The sequence below is a fragment of the Burkholderia sp. Ap-955 genome, from assembly GCF_011753045.1.
In the GTDB taxonomy this organism is placed as follows: Bacteria; Pseudomonadota; Gammaproteobacteria; order Burkholderiales; family Burkholderiaceae; genus Burkholderia; species Burkholderia lata_D.
In genome coordinates this window covers 42505-61466 of sequence record NZ_VWWH01000039.1, presented here as the reverse complement: position 1 = coordinate 61466, position 18962 = coordinate 42505, and the positions used below count along the sequence as shown (strand labels likewise).

The following is an 18962-nucleotide window of genomic DNA, read 5'->3' as shown; positions in this document are numbered from 1 at the left end:
TGGCGACAGCCTCCGGCGCCGGCGCGCTCGCGGCCGCTTGCGCGGCGCTCGCGGCGGCAGCAGCCTCGGCGGCCTTCTTCGCCGCTGCGGCCGCCTTCGCCTTCTTGCCGCCGCGGTCGCCGTCGATATCGGCCAGCAGGTCGAGTTCCGAAGGCAGGTTGTCCGCCCCCGTCCAGCTCGCCAGGCGATCGCCCGAGAATGTCACGACGAGATCGCGCTGCTGGACGACTGCCGTCGAGCCGCGCTTGAAGTAAAAGAGGTAGTCCCAACGGTCGGCGTGGAACATGTCGGCCAGCAGCGGGGTGCCGAGCAACGCGCGCACCTGCTCGCGCGACATGCCGACCTGCAACTGCGCGGCCTTCTCCTGCGACACGAAGTTGCCTTGCACGACGGTGATCCGGTAGGGGGTGATGCTCTGCGCGATGCGCTGCGTCACGCTGTCGTACGACGAACAACCAGCCAGCGCGGCAACGGCGGCGGCAGCGATGATGACACTCCGCATGCGGCTCCTCTGAAAGTGCGAAAGAGATTCTGGAATCATTTCCCTCACCGTGCAGGCCCGTGTGCAGGCCGCGCGTGTTTCTGGAACGGCGAAAAGCCGGTAACATTGAAGCCCTGCATTGTACTCTAGGGATGCCTAGCCATGACCAATCCGACGGATCTCAAGAATATCGGGCTAAAGGCCACCCTACCGCGCCTCAAGATTCTCGAGATCTTCCAGCAAAGCCCGGTGCGCCACCTGACGGCAGAAGACGTCTACCGAAACCTGCTCAACGAGCAGCTCGACATCGGGCTGGCCACCGTCTACCGCGTGCTGACGCAGTTCGAGCAGGCCGGCCTGCTCACGCGCAGCAACTTCGAATCCGGCAAGGCCGTGTTCGAACTGAACGAAGGCTCGCACCACGACCACCTCGTGTGCCTCGATTGCGGCCGTGTCGAGGAATTCTTCGACGCCGAGATCGAAGGCCGCCAGCAGGCGATCGCGAAGGAGCGCGGCTTCAAGCTCCAGGAGCACTCGCTCGCGATGTACGGTTCCTGCACGACCGAAAACTGCCCGCACCGCAAGCACTGATTCGCGCGCCTCGCGCACGCAGCACGGCCCGGCCGGCATCTCGCCGCCCGGGCCGTGTTCTTTTCAGGATAGCGGCGGCACACCGCCGCGTGAATCGTGCGCCCCAGCCTTTCGAAAACCCTTCGACACGCCCGCCCGGGCTGCCGTCAGGCAAGCCGGAGCCGGGCGTTGCCCTTGCGTCAGGCCGCGCAGGCCGGCTCGAACTCGAGCGCCCACGCGCGCTCGAGCGGGATCTCGTCGCAATTCGGCTGCGGCCCGCCGCGATCGACGATCACGAAATCGCTGACCGCGTCGAGCGCGAGCAGCGGATGGTGCCAGACGCCTTTCGCATAGTTCACGCCCTGCCAGCCTTCCGCGAGAAACGCGCGCATCGCGTCGGGCCGGAACTCGCCGGCCGGCGCGACGACGATCGCGTAGCGCGACACGGCCGCGAGCGGGATGAACGCCTGGCTGCCGTGCGGATGGCGCTCCATCAGCGTGACCGCGACCGGCAGCGCGCGCGGCTGCGCGCGGAACACACTGACGAGCGGGCGGCCGCCGTCCGCGCACACGTCGATCGTCGCGAGATCGTGGAAGCGCTCGGTCGTGCCGCCGTTGATCGGAAAATGACGCGCGCCTTCGAGCGCGATCACGTCGCCGAACGGCGCGAACGCTTCGCGCGTCAGGCGCTCGACGCGCAGGATCCGGAATTCGCTCATGCCCTTGCCCTCCTTCAAGCCGGCTCGCCCCACAGACGCAGGCGCGACACGCCGCCGTCCGGGAAGATGTTGAAACGCACGTGCGTGACGGGGCCGAGCGAGGCAAGTTGGTCGAACGTGTGGACGTGGTCCATCTGCAGCTTCTGCTCGCCGAGCAGTTCGGCCCAGAACATCGCCTGCGTGACGAGCGAATCGTCGGTGCCGCCCGCCACCCGCGCGGCCTGCAGCGAGCAGCGGTCGGGGAAATTGCCCTTGAAGAACGCGGTATCGACCTCGACGCGCCGGATGATGCCCGGCCGTGCGAGCGCGACGATCGCCCAGTCGTTGCCGGGCTCGCGGCGCCGCCGCGTTTCCCAGCCGTCGCCCATGTTCACGCCGCGCCCCGGCATCAGCATCTGCGAGGCCGGGCCGAAGTGCTGGTTGTTCGCGGCCACCAGGTAGCCGCCGTTCTCGATCGCCGCGAGATCGACGAGCTCGCCGGCCGGCACCTGGCGCCAGTCGCGCTGCGGCTGGCCGTATACGCGCAGCCGGGCGAGGCCGCCGTCCGGGTACAGGTTCACGCGCAGGTGCGTATAGGGCTGCGCATCGTCGACGCTCACGTAGTGATGCGAATTGCCCTGCAGCGTCGTCGCCGGGACGATCGGGCGCCATTGCGCGTCGTCAGGCGGCGTGTCGCCTTCGGCGACGCACGCGTCGATCGACGCGGCCGGCGGGAAGTTGCCGGTGAAATGGCTCGTATCGAGGTCGACGCCGTGGATCACGCCCGGCCGCGCGAGCCGCACCACGCAGAAGTCGTGGCCGGTCGTGCGCTTGCGGCGCGTTTCCCAGCCGTCCATCCACTTGCCGTGGTCGTCGTACTTGCCGGGGATGAACACGGCCGGCTCGGGATTCAGCATGCGCTCCTTCGGTGCGAAGAACTCATCGCTGGCAAAGAGCGCCTGCGCCCCGAGGCGCGGGTCGGCGAGGTTCATGTAACGCCGCGTAAAGGCCGGCGCATTCGGATCGAGGATGGGGGCTGCCATGTCGTCTCCTGTTGTTTGATGATGTGCCGGCGCATCGAGGCGCCGGCCACATGAATTCGGTTGCGCGGGACGACCAGGGGAAGCCGCCCCGCGCGGGGGGGTGCGCTCAGAGCGCGTGAGCCTGGTCGCCGGCGACCGGCGCCGCGCGGTCTTCCTCTTCGGCCGGCACGTAGCGCAGCTCGCGATTCAGCACGCGTGTCGCGCGGGCACGATCGATGTCGTTCTCCCACACCGCGACGACCACCGTCGCGACGCAGTTGCCGATCAGGTTGGTCAGCGCGCGGGCGATGCCGACGAACCAGTCGACCGGCAGGATCAGCACGAGGCCGAGCACCGGAATCGCCGGGATCGCCGACAGCGTCGCCGCGAGGATCACGATCGCCGAGCCCGGGATCCCGTGCGCGCCCTTCGACGTGACGAGCGACACGAGCAGCACGACGATCAGGTCATGCGTCGACAGCGGCGTGTTGGTGGCCTGCGCGATGAACAGCACGGCGAGCGTCAGGTAGATCGAGAAGCCGTCGAGGTTGAACGAATAGCCGGTCGGGATCACGAGGCCGACCGTCGAATCCTTCACGCCCATGTATTCGAGCTTGCGCATCACCTGCGGCAGCACCGCGTCCGACGATGCCGTGCCGAGCACGATCGACAGTTCCTCGCGCAGGTAGCGGATCAGCTTGAACACCGAGAAGCCCGCGAGCCGCATCACGACGCCGAGCACGACCGTGACGAACACGAAGCAGCTCAGGTAGAACACCGCGACCAGGTAGCCGAGTTGCTTGAGCGACGCAACGCCGTACTTGCCGGTCGTGAACGCGATCGCGCCGAGCACGCCGAGCGGCGCGAGCTTGATGATGAAGCCGATGATCCGGAAGAACACGTGCGACAGTTCCTCGATCAGCGAGTTGACGCGCTGCGCCTTGTCGCCGAGCAGCGACAGCGCGGAGCCGAACAGCACCGCGAACACGAGGATCTGCAGGATGTCGCCCTTCGCGAACGCGTCGATCGCGGTCTCGGGGATGATCTTCATCAGGTAGCCGGCCGTGTCCTTCAGGCTTTCGGCGTTCTTCGCGTACGTCGACAGCGACGCCGCGTCGAGCGAGCGCAGGTCGATGTTCATCCCGACGCCCGGGCGCGTGAGCCACGCGAGGACGAGGCCGATGCCGAGCGCGAGCGTCGTCATGATCTCGAAGTAGATGACGGCCTTCAGGCCGACCCGGCCGACCTTCTTCAGGTCGCCCGCGTTTGCCATCCCGCTGACCACGACACAGAACACGATCGGCCCGATCACCATCTTGATCAGCTTCAGGAAGCCGTCGCCGAGCGGTCGCAACGACTCGGCGAAATGCGGGAAGAACGCGCCGAGCGCGATCCCTAGAATCAATGCGACGACTACCCGGCCAAACAGCGAATTGAGGAATTTCGACACGGCGCTCTCCCGATCCAACGGTTGCAGTTTCGTCTGTTCATACTGGTAAGACCAGTGATGTTATGGTGGATAGTAGGAAGCCGATATAGTCGAGTCAAGGACGGACAAAATAGGGATTTCCCGCCCCTGCCCGCCTGGCTTCGATGCATCGGACAGGGGCAGATCGTGGCTTTCCCGTAGGCCGGCCATGCACCGCCTGCGTGCGGATTACAATGCCGGTCAGACCGGCCAAAGTTCACATCATGAAAAACGTTCCGCATACCGTGACCGACGCCGCCATCGCGACGATCCGCGACCGGATCGAGGCAGGCGTTTATCCGGTCGGCAGCCTGCTGCCGGCCCAGCGCCAGCTCTCCGAGGAGCTGGAGATCAGCCGCGCGTCGCTGCGCGAGGCGCTGTCGACGCTCGAGGCGCTCGGGATGCTGCGCATCCGCGCCGGCAAGGGCGTGTATGTCGAAAGCGCGCAGGCCACGGCCGCGCACGCATGGCGCTTCGCCGAGCAGTCGTCGCCGCCCGACACGTACCAGATGCGCTATGCGCTCGAAGGCTTCGCCGCGCGGATGGCCGCGCACGTCGTCAGCGACGACGACATCGCGTGGTTCGAGGACAACCTCGCCGACCTGCACGTCGCGCTCACCGAAAGCGCGCTCGACGAGGCGTCGCAGCTCGACTTCGACTTCCACATGCGGATCATCCATCTCGCCGGCAACGCGGCGATCGAATCGGTGCTGCGCAGCAGCGCGGACATCATGAAGGAAAGCCAGCGCATGCCGTTCTACCGGCGCGAGCTGCTGCTGTCGACGTGGCAGGAGCACCGCGCGATCGTCGACGCGCTGATCGCGCGTGATGCGGGCGCCGCCGGCATTGCGATCGAAACACACATCGCGAACGCCGCGCAGCGCGCGGGCATCTTCTTCCCGACACCCCGCATATGACGGCCCAGGCGGCCGCCCGTTGCGCGCGCCGCCCGGTCGTACCGGTCAAGCTCCCGACGGGTCCCGATACGCGAGCGCACGCGCGATGAACGTACGCGCCGCGACGCTGCGGTACGCGCCCTTGCGTGTCAGCAGCGCGGCCGTGCGCGCGGGCAGCGGCGGATCGATCTCCAGCGCGCACAGGTCGGCGCTCTCTCGCGCGACCGCGTCGGGCAGCACCGTCGCGAGCCGGCCGCACCGCACGAGCGCCAGCACCGCGCTGATCGTATTCGTCTCGATCGCGATCTTCGGCTGCGCGCCGTGCTCGATGAAATACCGGTCGATGCGCTCGCGCGTCGCGAACGCGCGGCTCAGCAGCACCAGCGGCTCGCCGCCGAGCTCGGCCGGCGTCAGCGCGCGGCGGCGCCGTGCGAGACGATGCGTGCGGCCCGTCACGAGCGCGAGCGGCTCGTCCCACAGCGGCAGCGCGTCGATGTCCGGCGCGCGCGGCGGCATGAACGCGAAGCCCGCGTCGAGCCGGTCGTCGGCGAGCAGCGCCTCGATGCGCTCCTGCGGCATCGCGTCGATCGTCAGCGCGACGTTCGGATGGTCGGCATGGAACGCGTCGATCAGCGAGCCGCTCAGGTAGGCCGCGAAGGTCGGCATCATCGCGAGCCGCAGCGACCCGCTGCCGAGATCGGCGACGTCGTGCAGCGCGGCGCGCGCATGGCGCGCATAGACTTCGCCGAACTCGGTGAGCTGCACCGTGCGGCCCGAGCGGTCGAACAACTGCACGCCGAGCGTGTCCTCGAGCTGGCGCACCTGCTGCGACAGCGTCGGCTGCGAGACGTGCAGCGCGTCGGCCGCGCGCGTGAAACTGCGCTGCTCGGCGACGGCCAGGAAATAGCGGATGTGGCGGAGGAGCATGGCGGCAGAGGTATTGGTTCTACCAATGGAGAGCATAACGATCCAGTCTTGGACGCTATGGTTCGATTCCCGCATCATACGCACATCCGTTCCCGTGCATGACCGCTGTCGCCGCACCGGAGCGGCTCGCCCGGGCCCGCCCTGCGTCCGCCCGCCGCACGACGATCCGCCGCCGGCCCGATCCGGGCCCGGCCGCGATCCGCCCGGCGCGCATCGGCTCACCGCCGATCCGTCGACGCCGGCCCCGATTTCCGTCCACCCCGCGCATCCGACGGCTCCATGCCGCCGGCCGGCGCCGCTGTTTTTCGCGACCATGGAACCGCATCACGACACCCATCCTCCCCTGACCCGCGGCATGACGCTGCTGTTCGCCTGCGCGTGCGCCATCGTCATCGGCAACATCTATTACGCGCAGCCGCTGCTCGCCGCGATCGCGCGCAGCTTCGGGCGCGCACCGACCGAGCTCGGCTATCTCGTCACGCTGACGCAGCTCGGTTACGCGGCGAGCCTGCTGCTGATCGTCCCGCTCGGCGACGCGGTCAACCGTCATACGCTGATCGTGCGGCTGCTGATGCTCAACGTCGTCGCGCTGGTCGCGGTCACGTTCAGCACGAACTTCACGATGTTCGTCGTCGCGAACGTCGCGGTCGGCTTCGTCACCTGTTCGACGCAGCTGCTCGTGCCGTTCGCCGCGTCACTCGCCGATGCGCGCTCGCGCGGCCGCGCGGTCGGCACCGTGATGAGCGGGCTGCTGCTCGGCATCCTGCTTGCGCGCGTCGCGGCCGGTGCGATCGCCGACGGGTTCGGCTGGCGTGCGGTGTACGGCATCGCGGCGGTGATGGTGGCGGCGCTGACCGCCGTGCTCGCCGTTAAGCTGCCGAAGGATCGTCGCGATGCGCGCCTCGACTATGCGGCGCTGATGAAGTCGCTCGTCGCGCTGGTGCGCGCGCAACCGCTGATCGCGCTGCGCTCGACCTACGGCGCGCTCGTGTTCGCGTGCTTCAGCCTGCTGTGGACGGGCCTCACGTTCCTGCTGAGCCAGCCGCCGTACAGCTATTCCGAAGGGCAGATCGGCCTGTTCGGCATCGTCGGCGCGGTGGGTGCGCTCGCGGCGACGTCGGCCGGCCGGCTCGTCGATCGCGGCCACGGCAATGCAGCGACGGGGCTGTTCGCGGCGGCCGTGCTCGCGTCGTTCGCGCTGATAGCCGCCGGCGCGCACTCGCTCGCGGCGCTGATCGCGGGCATCCTGCTGCTCGACATCGGCGTGCAGGGCATGCACATCTCGAACCAGAGCGTGATCTATGCGCTGGCCGGCAACGCGCGCAGCCGCGTGACGACGATCTACCTGACGAGCTACTTCATCGGCGGCGCGTTCGGGTCGTTCGCGGCGAGCGTCGCGTACGGCATCGACGGCTGGCGCGGCGTGTGTGTCGCGGGCGCTGCGCTTGCCGGCGTGCTGATCGCGCTGTGGCTCGCATCGCAGCGCGTCGGCGTGCGGCAGGTCACGCAGTAAGTCGTTTCCTCGCCACCATGAAAAAAGGCACGTCCCGCGAACCGCGGGCGTGCCTTCTGTTGACGACGCCGATAGCGTCCGTCGCGCGCTAGCGCTTGATCGTCACGCCGCCTCGTCCGCGAAGTCGATCAGCACCTTCATCGCGCGCTGCCGGTCGCCGGCCAGTTCGAACGCGAGGTTCGCATCGCGCATCGGGAACACGCGCGTGACGGCCGGACGCAGGTCGACGCGCCCCGCGTTGATCAGCTGTACCGCGAGCGCGAATTCCGCATGAAAACGGAACGACCCGCAGATCGACAACTCCTTCGCGACCACGACGTTCTGCGGCAGGCTGACATCGCCGCCGAGCCCGAGCTGCACGACGACCCCACGTGGACGCATCACGTCCAGCCCGTCACGCAGCGCGCGCGCATTGCCCGAACACTCGATCATCACGTCGAACGTGCCCTTGTCGGCGCCGTAGCGCTCGACCCAGCCGGCATCGACCACCGCGTTGATCGTGCGGTCGGCGCCGAGCGCGCTCGCCACTGCCAGCGGCTCCTCGACGACGTCGGTCGCGACGATCTCCGCCGCACCGTGCACACGCGCCGCCGCCACCGCCAGCACGCCGATCGGCCCGCAACCCGACACCAGCACGCGCTTGCCGATCAGCGAGCCCGCGCGCGACACCGCATGCAGGCCGACCGCGAACGGTTCGGCAAGCGCCGCGAGCGACAGCGGCACGTGATCGGCGACCTTCACGCACTGCACCGCGTCGCACACGAGCGCGTTGCGGAATGCGCCCTGCACGTGCGGCATCCGCATCGCGCTGCCGTAGAAGCGCATGTCGAGACACTGGTTCGGCAGCCCTTCGAGGCAATAGCGGCACGCGCCGCACGGCCGGCTCGGATTGACCGCGACGCGATCGCCGACCTTCACCGACGTCACGTCCGGCGCGACTTCCGCGACCGTGCCGGCCACCTCGTGGCCGAGCACCATCGGCTGCTGCAGCCGGATCGCGCCGAAGCCGCCGTGCCGGAAATAATGGAGATCGGAGCCGCAGATGCCGCCCATCGCGACATCGACGCGCACCTGGCCCGGGCCGATCTCGCCCGCGTCCTGCTCTTCGACCCGCAGGTCGTTCGGCCCGTGGATCACGACACACATGCAACGCATACGCATGACAGCCTCCTCAGACGACCGGCGTGACCAGCGGCTCGCCGGCGAAGTGCGCGGCAAGGTTGTCGCGCACGAGCCAGCCCATCGCCTGGCGCGTCTCGATCGTGCCGCTCGCATGGTGCGGCTGCAGCAGCACGTTCGGCAACGCGAGGAAGCGCGGGTCGATGCGCGGCTCGTTCCAGAACACGTCGAGCGCCGCGCCGGCGATCGCGTTGCGCTCGAGCGCGTCGAGCAGCGCCGGTTCGTCGACGGTCGTGCCACGCGACACGTTCACCAGATAGCCTTGCGGCCCCAGCGCGTCGAGCACGGCGGCGTCGACGAGGTGGCGCGTCGTCGGCCCGCCCGCGAGCGTGACGATCAGCAGGTCGCACCAGCCGGCCAGCTCGGCGAGGTCGCCGAAGAAGCGGTGCGGACTGTCCGCGCGCGGTGCGACGTCGAAGTAGCCGAGCTCGACGTCGAAGCCCGACAGCCGGCGCGCGATCGTCGTGCCGATCCGGCCGAAGCCGACCACGCCGACGCGCTTGCCGTAAAGCCGTGTGACGAGCGGCATGTCGCCATCGCGCCATGCGCCGGAGCGCACGTATGCGTCGCCTGCGCCGATGCGGCGCATCATCGCGAGCGCGAGCCCGACGCCGAGATCGGCCACGTCGCCGGTCAGCACGTCGGGCGTGTTGGTCACGCGAATGCCGCGCTCGCGCGCGGCGGCGAGATCGATCGCATCGGTGCCGACGCCGTAGCAGGAGATGATCTCGAGCTTCGGCAGCGCGGCGATCAGCGCGGCATTCGCACCGAGATCGCCGCGCGTCGCGATCGCGCGCACGCCGGCGCCGTGTTCGGCGAGGAACGCCGCGCGGTCAGTGGCCTCCCACAGCCGGTGGACGTCATAGCCTGCCGACAGCCATGCGTCGTCCCACGGCTGGTAAGGGCCCGTCATCAGCAGTTCGGGCCGCTGGGTCGATTCGTGCGCCATCTGCGCTTGCTCCTGTCGAGATAAGTGGAATGCGAAAGCGTGCCGGGCCGCGTCAGCCGCCCGGCCCGTTCATGCGTGCCGCGCGAGCGGATCGGCGCCCGGTGCCGGCGTCGCCTGCGCCGCGTCGCGCGGATCGTCGAGATCGCGGTTCAAGGTTTCCGGCATCCGCGACGTCGTGAACAGCGTGATCAGCGTCAGCAGCACCAGGTACGCGGCGATCGGCACCCACGCGCGCACGCCGGCCGCATGGTCGCCGCCGTGCAGCGCGATCACGGTCGCGATGATCGTCGCGCCGACGAGCGGCGCGATCCCGCCCGCGAGCACCGCCGACACTTCACGCGAGAACGACACGCCCATGTAGCGATGGCGCGCGCCGAACAGTTCGGGCAGCAGCGCGGCCTGCGCGCCGAGCATCCCCCAGTTCGCGAAGCCCTGCGCGACCGAGATCGCGATCACGCTCGCGACCACGTTGCCATGGCTGAAGATCCACCACACCGGGAACGCGAGCGCGAGCTGCAGCCACGCGAACGTGCGATACACGCGCACCCGGCCGAAACGGTCACTGAGCCAGCCGGCCAGCGGCACCGTGCACGCGCCGACGGTCGCCGCGCACACCAGCGCGAGCGCGCCGATCGGCCCCTTCATCCCGATCGCGCCGGCGAGATAGCTGACCGCGAGCGCCTGATAGATCGACGAGCCGCCGTTCTCGGCCATCCGCAGGCCGATGCCGATCAGCAGCGAGCGCTTCGAATGCTGCACGGCGCTCTTCAGCGGATTCGCCAGGACCTGCGCACGCTTCTCGAGCCGCACGAAGGTCGGCGACTCGTGCAGCCGCACGCGCATGTAGATCCCGACCGCGACGATCACCGCGCTGAACAGGAACGGCACGCGCCAGCCCCAGCCGTCGGTGACGCGGTCGATGTTCGCGAGCAGCAGGAAATAGACGGCCGCCGCGAGCACCGTGCCGAGCTGGATGCCGAGAAACGGCAGCGACGCATAGAAGCCGCGCTTGCCCGGCGGCGCGTATTCGGTCATCAGCACCGCAGCGCCCGCCTGCTCCGCACCGGCACCGAGGCCTTGCAGGATGCGCAGCAGGATCAGAAGCGCGGGCGCCCAGTAGCCGGCCGTCGCGAAGGTCGGCAGCACACCGATCAGCGTGCTCGCGATCCCCATCAGCAGCACCGTCGCGGTCAGCACGAACTTGCGGCCGATCCGGTCGCCGAGCACGCCGAACACGACGCCGCCGAGCGGGCGCACCGCGAAGCCGACGAAGTAGGTGCCGAAGCTCGCGATCAGCCGCATCTCGGCGGTCTGCGCGGGAAAGAACAGCGGCCCGAACACCAGCGCCGATGCGAGCGTGTACAACGCGAAATCGTAGTATTCGAGCGCGCTGCCGAGCGAACAGGTCCATGCCGCGCGGTTGAGCTGCTTCGTGTCGACGCCGCGGCGCTCGACGGTCCCGCCCGGCGCACCGGACCCTGCATCGTGCCGCGCGGGCGGCGGGGAAATGCGATCCATCGTTGTCTCCTGTCTCCTGCCTTCCGTTCCGGAACCCGGCGGCGCATCGCGCGACCGGGACATCGGCCCGCTCGTGCGGCGGGCTCTTCTGGGAATTCGGATGCCGGCCACAGCCGGCGCAACGGCACGCCGCGCACGCCGCGGGCGCCGCGGGCGCGCCGCCGCTCAGACGGCGCTGGTCAAGCCGCCATCGACGAACAGCGTCTGGCCGTTCACGAAATCGGATGCGGCCGACGCGAGGAAGATCGCCGCGCCGCACAGCTCGTCGACGCGCCCCCAGCGGCCAGCCGGCGTACGCTTGCACAGCCAGTCCGAGAACGCCGCGTCATCGACCAGCGCGCGGTTGAGTTCGGTTTCGAAATAGCCGGGCGCGAGGCCGTTCGCCTGGATGCCGTGGCGCGCCCAGTCGGCGCACATCCCTTTCGTCAGCATCCGCACCGCGCCCTTGGTCGCCGCATACGGCGCGATCGTCGGCCGTGCGAGCTCGCTCTGCACCGAGCAGATGTTGATGATCTTGCCGCGGCCGCGCGCGATCATGTGCCGCGCGACGGCCTGCGCGACGTTGAACACGCCGTCGAGGTTCACGCGCATCAGCGCATGCCAATCGTCGGGTTCGAACGCGTCGAGTGGTGCGCGGCGCTGGATGCCCGCGTTGTTCACGAGGATGTCGATCGCGCCGACGCGCGCCTCGAAATCGTCGATCGCCGCGCGCACCTGCGCGTGCTCGGCGACGTCGAATACCGCGTAGTCGGCCGTGAAGCCTTCCTCGCGCAGATGCCGCACGAGCGTCGCGGCCTTCTCCTCATTGCGATCGTTGATGACGATCGCCGCCCCCGCTTCGGCCAGCCCGCGGGCGAGCGTCAGCCCGATCCCGCGTCCGGAACCGGTAATCAGTGCGCGGCGGCCGTCGAGGCGGAACCGTTCAAGCGCGTGGGTCATGCGTGTCTCCTCGTGCCAGTCGAGCCGGCGGCCCATTGCGGCCGGTCTCGCGTTGACGGTATCTTCGGCTGCCGGCCGGGGCCGCACCAATGGTCTTTTTTGATCCGGTTATCATGAAACTTGATCACCGCCCTCGCCTGCCCGCCGCCCATGGAACTCAAGCAATTGCGCGCCTTCGTCACGCTCGCGGAAGAGCTGCATTTCGGGCGCGCCGCGCAGCGCCTGTTCATCGTGCAGCCCGCGCTGAGCATGCAGATCAAGGCGCTCGAGGAAGAACTCGGCGCGCGCCTGTTCGAGCGCGACCGGCACAAGGTCGAACTGAGCGATACGGGGCGCGTGTTCCTGCCCGAGGCGCGGGCCACGTTGCAGCAGGCCGCGCGCGCGGAGCAGATGGCGCGGCTGTCGAGCCGCGGCGAGATCGGCACGCTGCGGATCGCGTTCGTGTCGTCGGTGCTGCCCGTGCTGCTGCCGGCCGTGCTGCGCACGATGCGCGAGCGCTATCCGCTGATCACGCTCGAACTGAAGGACCTGCCGACGCCCGACCAGATCGCCGCGCTGCGCGACCGGCGGATCGATTTCGGGATGATCCGGCTGCCGGCCGCGTATGCGGGTATCGACACGCGCGTGGTGCTGGAGGAAGGCTTCGTCGTCGCGCTGCCGCTCGACCATCCGCTCGCCGCGCACGATGCGATCTCGCCGGCCGCGCTGCGCGGCCAGCCCGCGTTCGTGCTCGCGCGCCGCTACGCGCCGGGCTTTCACGACGACATGCTGCTCGCGCTGAGCCGCGCGGGCACGACGCTCGAGATCGCGCAGGAGTTCGGGGAATTCACGACGATGCTCGCGCTCGTCGCGGCGGGGATGGGCATCGGGCTGATTCCGGCGGAAGCCGCCAGCGCGCTGCCGCCGAACGTGCTCGCGCGGCCGCTCGACCTGGCCGGACACCGCACCGGCATCGGCCTCGCGTGGACCGACCTCGACAGCCCGCTGAAGCGCGCGTTCGTCGCGGCGCTCGAGCAAGTGACGGCAATATCGAGCAATAGCGGCGGGCAATAAAAAAGCCCGGCCGGAAAACCGGGCCGGGCTCGTTCGCCGCGCCGGCCGCCGTGCGGCGGCCGCGCAACGTGCGGGATTACTTCGCGTTCGCGAATGCGACAGCCGTATCCAGCATGCGGTTCGAGAAACCCCACTCGTTGTCGTACCAGCTCGACACCTTGACGAGGCGGCCCGACACCTTGGTCAGCGTGGCGTCGAACGTCGACGAAGCCGGGTTGTGGTTGAAGTCGATCGACACCAGCGGTGCGTCGTTGTAGCCGAGGATGCCCTTCAGCGCGCCTTCCGATGCTTCCTTCATGATCGCGTTGACTTCCTCGACCGTCGTGTCGCGCTTCGCGATGAACGACAGGTCGACGATCGACACGTTGATCGTCGGGACGCGGATCGCGTAACCGTCGAGCTTGCCGTTCAGTTCCGGCAGCACGAGGCCGACGGCCGAAGCAGCGCCCGTCTTCGTCGGGATCTGGCTGTGCGTGGCCGAACGCGCGCGGCGCAGGTCTTCGTGGTAGACGTCCGTCAGCACCTGGTCGTTCGTGTACGCGTGGATTGTCGTCATCAGGCCGGTTTCGAGGCCGATCTTGTCGTTCAGCGGCTTGACGAGCGGCGCGAGGCAGTTCGTCGTGCACGATGCGTTCGAGATGACGGTGTGCTCGGCCTTCAGCACGTCGTGGTTCACGCCGTAGACGATCGTGGCGTCGACATCCTTGCCGCCCGGTGCCGAGATGATCACCTTCTTCGCGCCGCCCTTCAGGTGCGCGCTGGCCTTTTCCTTCGTCGTGAAGAAGCCCGTGCATTCCATCACGACGTCGACGCCCAGCTCGCCCCACGGCAGTTCGGCCGGGTTGCGGTTCGCCAGCACGCGGATCTTGTCGCCGTTCACGACGAGGTAGTCGCCGTCGACCGACACTTCACCCGGGAACTTGCCGTGCGCGGTGTCGTACTGGGTCAGGTGCGCGTTGGTCTTCGCATCGCCCAGATCGTTGATCGCCACGATCTCGATGTCGTGCTTCTTGCCGTTCTCGTAGAACGCGCGCAGCGTGTTGCGGCCGATGCGGCCGTAGCCGTTGATTGCGACGCGAATCGTCATGGTCTATCTCCTGATGGCTGAAAAAATTCGTTTCGTGCAGCTTCACGGTGCGACGCGCGCGAGGGGTGGCGCGCATCGCGTATGTCTCTTTAGGCCAGCACGGCCTTGGCGGTCTCGACGACGTGCTCGACGGTGAAGCCGAAGTACTTGAACAGCACGCCGGCCGGCGCCGATTCGCCGAACGTGTCGATCCCGACGACGCCGCCTTCGAGGCCGACGTACTTGTGCCAGAAGGCCGTCACGCCCGCTTCGATCGCGACGCGGCGCACGCCGTGCGGCAGCACGCGCTCACGGTATTCGGCGTCCTGGCGGTCGAACACGTTGGTCGACGGCATCGACACGACACGTGCCGCGATGCCTTGCTGCGCGAGCGGCTCGACGGCCTTCATCGCGAGTTCGACTTCCGAGCCCGTCGCGATCAGGATGATCTTGCGCGCGACGATCTCGTCGTCCCAGTCCTTCAGCACGTAGCCGCCCTTCTCGATGTTCGCGATCTGCGCATCGGTACGCGGGTTGAACGCCAGGTTCTGGCGGCTGAAGATCAGGCTCGACGGACGGTCGGCGGCGACCGCGTGGGTCCATGCGACGGCCGTCTCGACCGTGTCGGCCGGACGCCATACGTCGTGGTTCGGGATCAGGCGCAGGCTCGACACGTGCTCGATCGACTGATGCGTCGGGCCGTCTTCGCCGAGGCCGATCGAGTCGTGCGTGAACACGAAGATCGACGGCACCTTCATCAGCGCGGCCACGCGCAGCGCGTTGCGGCTGTAGTCGGAGAACGTCAGGAACGTGCCGCCGAACGGCTTGTGGCCGCCGTGCAGCGCGAGGCCGTTGATCGCGGCGCTCATGCCGAATTCGCGCACGCCGTAGTTGATGTGGTTGCCCAGCTGGACGCCCGGGCCTTCCGGATTCGCACGGACGGCCTTCGATGCCTTCCAGTTGGTCAGGTTCGAGCCGGTCAGGTCGGCCGAGCCGCCGAGCAGTTCGGGCAGTACGGCAGCCAGGCCTTCGATCGCCTGCTGCGACGCCTTGCGGGTCGCCACCGTCTCGGCGCGCTCGTTCGCGCCGGCGATGATCGCTGCAGCCTTCTGCGCCCAGTCGGCCGGCAGCTGGTTGGCCATCCGGCGCTCGAATTCAGCGGCTTCTGCCGGGAACTTGGCGCGATATTGCGCGAACGTCGCATCCCATTCGGTTTCCGCGCGCTTGCCGGCTTCCTTCGCATCCCATGCCGCGTAGACTTCCTGCGGAATCACGAACGGCTCCCAGGTCCAGCCGAGTGCCGCGCGCGTCTTCGCGATTTCTTCCGCGCCGAGCGCCGCGCCGTGCACGTCGTGGCCGCCGGCCTTGGTCGCCGCGCCCTGGCCGATCACCGTCTTGCAGCAGATCAGCGTCGGCTTGTCCGACAGCTTCGCCTTCGCGATGGCTGCGTCGACCGCGTCGACGTCGTGGCCGTTCACGTGCGGGATCACGTTCCAGCCGTACGCTTCGAAGCGCTTCGGGGTGTCGTCGTGGAACCAGTTCACGACGTCGCCGTCGATCGAGATGCCGTTGTCGTCGTACAGCGCGATCAGCTTGTTCAGCTTCAGCGTGCCGGCGAGCGAGCAGGCTTCGTGCGAGATACCTTCCATCAGGCAGCCGTCGCCGAGGAACACGTACGTGTGGTGATCGACGATCTTCGCGCCGTCACGGTTGAACTCGTCGGCCATCAGCGCTTCGCCGAGCGCCATGCCGACCGCGTTCGCGAGACCCTGGCCGAGCGGGCCGGTGGTCGTCTCGACGCCCGGCGTGATGCCGTATTCCGGGTGGCCCGGCGTCTTCGAGTGCAGCTGGCGGAAGTTCTTCAGCTCTTCGATCGGCAGGTCGTAGCCGGTCAGGTGCAGCAGCGAGTACAGCAGCATCGAGCCATGGCCGTTCGACAGCACGAAGCGGTCACGGTCTGCCCAGTGCGGGTTCGTCGGGTTGTGCTTCAGATGGCGCGACCAGAGCGCGACGCCGATTTCGGCCATGCCCATCGGCATGCCGGGGTGGCCGGAGTTCGCTTGCTGGACGGCGTCCATTGCGAGCGCACGGATCGCGTTGGCCATCAGGGTGGTGGAGGCGGGAGACGAAGTCGTCATGTCGAGTCCGGAGAACGAGTCGAGGAAACGGGGGCACGGCGGCATCCGGAAGCTCGAGCGTCAATCGTTCCCGGCGCGCGGTGCGGCGCCTGACGGACGCGAAGCGGACGGAGCCTACGGACGGGGCTGCAAAGCTCGTCATTTTAACAGATGGGCTGACATTTCCCTTGTCGATGCGCGGTGTTCCGGCACGCTTTTCCGCACAACCGCGCGCCTCCTATAATTCAGACGTCAGAACTGCCCGCCCCGAGCCGCCCGCCCGTGAGCACGACCCTTCTCTTCCATCCCACGCCCAACGCCGCCTACGGATTCCCGAACGCACGCCGGCTCGCGCACGTCGCATCGCCGCACCAGCGCATCGAAGTCTGGGAAACGCCGCAGCTCGGCCGCCTGTTTACGCTGGACGGCCGGCCGATGACGTCGGTCGGCGACGAATACGTGTATCACGAGTGCATGACGCACCCGGCCGCACTCGCGCATCCGTGCCCGAAGAAGGCGCTCGTGCTCGGCGGCGGCGACGGCGGCGCCGCGCGCCAGTTGCTCAAGCACGCATGCATCGAGCGGATCGTCGTCGCCGAGCTCGACGACGAAGTGGTCGGCATGGCGCGCCGCTATCTCGACGACGTGCACCAGGGCGCACTCGACGACCCGCGCGTCGAGGTCGTGATCGGCGACGCCGCGCATTTCGTCACGTCGACCATCGAGCATTTCGATCTCGTCGTGTTCGACCTCACGCCGCCCGATTCGCCGGCGGCCGGCCTCTATACGCGCGAGTTCTACGCGCAACTCAAGCGGATCCTCACGCCGTGCGGCGCGATCTCGATGCACCTCGGCTCGCCGGAGTTCCACGCGGCGCGCATCGCCGCGCTGCTCGACGACCTGCGCGCGAGCTTCGCGGTCGTCGATCCGCTGTCCGCGCATGTGCCGCTATACGGGTCCCAATGGCTGATGGCGATCGCGAGCGATACGCTCGATGCGGCCGCGCTGTTCGCGCACGACGTCGACGAACGCCTCGCCGCACGCCACGTGCAGGGATTGCGCTACTACGACGCGCGACTGCATGCGTCCCTCTTTGCCCTGCCGTGCGCGCTGCGCGATACACTGGGCGTTCGCCGCTGAACGTCCGCGCGGCCGCCTCGCTTCCGTTTTTCCATCGCGTCCTGGCAGGCTTCGCGATGCATGGCACCGGGGCGGAACATCCTGGACGCCGCGCCGCCCCCTGAACGAACGCCCGGGCATGGAATCAGAACACGTGCCCAAGCGCCCCCACAGGAGATTTTCATGACCGATCCACGTCCGGCCAACGTGCCTTGGTTGACGCCCTACCTGGCCGTACGCAACGCGCGCGCGGCCATCGAGTTCTTCAAGGCCGCATTCGGCTTCACGGTACGCGACGTGCACGACGAGGACGGCGCGATCATGCACGTCGAGATGGCCTATCGCGGCCAACTGATCGTGATGTTCGCGCCCGAAGGCGCGTTCGGCTCGCCCGCGCTCACACCTAAGAGTGCGAACGCCACCGCGCCGCAATCGTTCTATCTATACGTCGATGACGTCGACGCCACCTGGCAGCGCGCGCTCGACGCGGGCGCGAAATCGCTGAGCGCGCCGCAGGATCAGTTCTGGGGCGACCGGTTCGCGCAGATCGAGGATCTCGACGGCTACCGATGGGCGCTCGGGCGCCGCCTCGACGCATGACCCCAACCGTTACACGCATGAACGAAGCCACCACCACCGCGGCCGTGCCGCGCTTTTTCGTCGACGCGGCACTGCGCGCCGACGCCACGCTCGCATTGCCGGCCGAGGTCGCGCGCCACGCACAGGTGCTGCGCCTGCAGCCCGGCGACGTGCTCGCGCTGTTCGACGGCACCGGCGGCCAGTACCGCGCGCGGCTCGTCGAGATCGACAAGCGCAGCGCGCTCGCGCAGATCGACACGTTCGAACCGGCCGAAGCCGAGCCGCCCTATCGCGTGACGCTCGCGCAAGGGATCGCCGGCGGCGACAAGATGGACTGGGTGATCGAGAAGGCCGTCGAGCTCGGCGTGACGGCGGTCGTGCCGCTGTCGACCGCGCGCGGCGTCGTGAAGCTCGCCGGCGAACGGGCGGACAAGCGCGTCGCGCACTGGCGCGGCGTCGTGCGCGCGTCGTGCGAGCAATGCGGGCGCAACCGCGTGCCCGACGTCGCGCCGGTTACCAGCTTCAACGCATGGCTCGATGCGCTGCCGGCCGCACCGGCCGACGGCGAGCTGCGGCTGCTGCTGTCGCCGCGCGCGAGCATCCCGTTCGCGTCGCTGCCCGACGCGCCGCCCGCTGCAACGGTCACGCTGCTGATCGGACCGGAAGGCGGGCTGTCGCCCGACGAAGAAAATGCGGCACGCGCACGCGGGTTCACCGCGCTGTCGCTCGGGCCCCGCGTGCTGCGCACCGAGACGGCCGGCGCGGCCGTGCTCGCGGCGCTTGCGGCGCGCTGGGGGGGATGGTGATGGGTTGTCGTGCCTGCGCAAGACGGCGCGACACGCCTTGACCGCACGCCACCCGGCCGCTG

18 protein-coding genes are annotated in these 18962 nt (G+C 68.6%); 7 read left to right on the top strand and 11 right to left on the bottom strand.

Annotation, left to right across the window (positions count from 1 at the left end; translation table 11 throughout):
• Positions 1–502: outer membrane protein assembly factor BamE (locus tag F3J15_RS20890; protein ID WP_166893774.1), on the bottom strand; the 502-nt coding region annotated here is incomplete at its 3' end.
• A 141-nt stretch (positions 503–643) separates the two neighbouring features.
• Here F3J15_RS20890 and fur point away from each other — a divergent pair.
• Positions 644–1072 carry a ferric iron uptake transcriptional regulator gene (gene fur, locus F3J15_RS20885; RefSeq protein WP_043191276.1) on the top strand — a complete coding sequence of 143 codons (429 nt, stop codon included), beginning with the start codon at positions 644–646 and terminating at the stop codon, positions 1070–1072.
• A gap of 179 nt (positions 1073–1251) precedes the next feature.
• Here the strand turns inward: fur and F3J15_RS20880 are convergent, their stop codons facing one another.
• The 3 genes from F3J15_RS20880 to F3J15_RS20870 form a co-directional block, all read right to left on the bottom strand.
• Positions 1252–1770: an ureidoglycolate lyase gene (locus F3J15_RS20880; RefSeq protein ID WP_166893772.1), complete on the bottom strand. Its 519-nt coding sequence runs from the start codon at positions 1768–1770 to the stop codon at positions 1252–1254.
• A 14-nt stretch (positions 1771–1784) separates the two neighbouring features.
• Positions 1785–2792, bottom strand: coding sequence for an allantoicase (gene alc / locus F3J15_RS20875; RefSeq protein WP_166893770.1), 1008 nt, complete (start codon positions 2790–2792; stop codon positions 1785–1787).
• A 106-nt stretch (positions 2793–2898) separates the two neighbouring features.
• The gene (locus F3J15_RS20870) at positions 2899–4221 is read right to left on the bottom strand and encodes a C4-dicarboxylate transporter DctA (protein WP_069247116.1); all 1323 of its coding nucleotides are present in this window, start codon (positions 4219–4221) and stop codon (positions 2899–2901) included.
• 212 nt (positions 4222–4433) lie between these two features.
• On the opposite strand from F3J15_RS20870, the gene F3J15_RS20865 reads away from it, so the two are divergent.
• Complete coding sequence (locus F3J15_RS20865; protein WP_166893768.1) at positions 4434–5156, top strand: FCD domain-containing protein; 723 nt, start codon at positions 4434–4436, stop codon at positions 5154–5156.
• 45 nt (positions 5157–5201) lie between these two features.
• Here F3J15_RS20865 and cynR read toward each other — a convergent pair whose 3' ends face one another.
• On the bottom strand, positions 5202–6062 hold the full coding sequence (cynR, locus tag F3J15_RS20860) for a transcriptional regulator CynR (protein WP_166893766.1): 861 nt from the start codon (positions 6060–6062) through the stop codon (positions 5202–5204).
• 313 nt (positions 6063–6375) lie between these two features.
• Between cynR and F3J15_RS20855 the strand changes: the two genes are divergently transcribed.
• Positions 6376–7575 carry an MFS transporter gene (locus F3J15_RS20855; protein WP_166893764.1) on the top strand — a complete coding sequence of 400 codons (1200 nt, stop codon included), beginning with the start codon at positions 6376–6378 and terminating at the stop codon, positions 7573–7575.
• Between the two features lie 102 nt (positions 7576–7677).
• Here F3J15_RS20855 and F3J15_RS20850 read toward each other — a convergent pair whose 3' ends face one another.
• The 4 genes from F3J15_RS20850 to F3J15_RS20835 form a co-directional block, all read right to left on the bottom strand.
• Complete coding sequence (locus tag F3J15_RS20850) at positions 7678–8736, bottom strand: L-idonate 5-dehydrogenase (protein ID WP_166893762.1); 1059 nt, start codon at positions 8734–8736, stop codon at positions 7678–7680.
• A gap of 10 nt (positions 8737–8746) precedes the next feature.
• Positions 8747–9703: a 2-hydroxyacid dehydrogenase gene (locus tag F3J15_RS20845; protein WP_089483420.1), complete on the bottom strand. Its 957-nt coding sequence runs from the start codon at positions 9701–9703 to the stop codon at positions 8747–8749.
• Between the two features lie 69 nt (positions 9704–9772).
• Positions 9773–11221 (bottom strand): MFS transporter, encoded by a 1449-nt coding sequence (locus F3J15_RS20840; RefSeq protein WP_166893760.1) that lies wholly within the window; start codon positions 11219–11221, stop codon positions 9773–9775.
• A 165-nt stretch (positions 11222–11386) separates the two neighbouring features.
• The gene (locus tag F3J15_RS20835; RefSeq protein ID WP_060194647.1) at positions 11387–12160 is read right to left on the bottom strand and encodes an SDR family NAD(P)-dependent oxidoreductase; all 774 of its coding nucleotides are present in this window, start codon (positions 12158–12160) and stop codon (positions 11387–11389) included.
• Between the two features lie 150 nt (positions 12161–12310).
• Between F3J15_RS20835 and F3J15_RS20830 the strand changes: the two genes are divergently transcribed.
• Positions 12311–13213, top strand: coding sequence for a LysR substrate-binding domain-containing protein (locus tag F3J15_RS20830; RefSeq protein ID WP_166893758.1), 903 nt, complete (start codon positions 12311–12313; stop codon positions 13211–13213).
• A 76-nt stretch (positions 13214–13289) separates the two neighbouring features.
• Here the strand turns inward: F3J15_RS20830 and gap are convergent, their stop codons facing one another.
• Together gap and tkt are read right to left on the bottom strand one after the other, a co-directional pair.
• Positions 13290–14300 carry a type I glyceraldehyde-3-phosphate dehydrogenase gene (gap, locus tag F3J15_RS20825; RefSeq protein WP_059500962.1) on the bottom strand — a complete coding sequence of 337 codons (1011 nt, stop codon included), beginning with the start codon at positions 14298–14300 and terminating at the stop codon, positions 13290–13292.
• Between the two features lie 89 nt (positions 14301–14389).
• Entirely contained in the window at positions 14390–16462 is a 2073-nt protein-coding gene (gene tkt / locus F3J15_RS20820) for a transketolase (RefSeq protein ID WP_089483417.1), read from the bottom strand.
• A 216-nt stretch (positions 16463–16678) separates the two neighbouring features.
• On the opposite strand from tkt, the gene speE reads away from it, so the two are divergent.
• From speE to F3J15_RS20805, 3 genes are all read left to right on the top strand, one after another.
• Positions 16679–17536, top strand: coding sequence for a polyamine aminopropyltransferase (speE, locus tag F3J15_RS20815; protein ID WP_069247107.1), 858 nt, complete (start codon positions 16679–16681; stop codon positions 17534–17536).
• A gap of 162 nt (positions 17537–17698) precedes the next feature.
• Positions 17699–18115, top strand: coding sequence for a VOC family protein (locus tag F3J15_RS20810; protein ID WP_069247106.1), 417 nt, complete (start codon positions 17699–17701; stop codon positions 18113–18115).
• Positions 18116–18132: 17 nt separating this feature from the next.
• Positions 18133–18900, top strand: coding sequence for a 16S rRNA (uracil(1498)-N(3))-methyltransferase (locus F3J15_RS20805; RefSeq protein ID WP_089483416.1), 768 nt, complete (start codon positions 18133–18135; stop codon positions 18898–18900).
• Positions 18901–18962 lie beyond the last annotated feature (62 nt).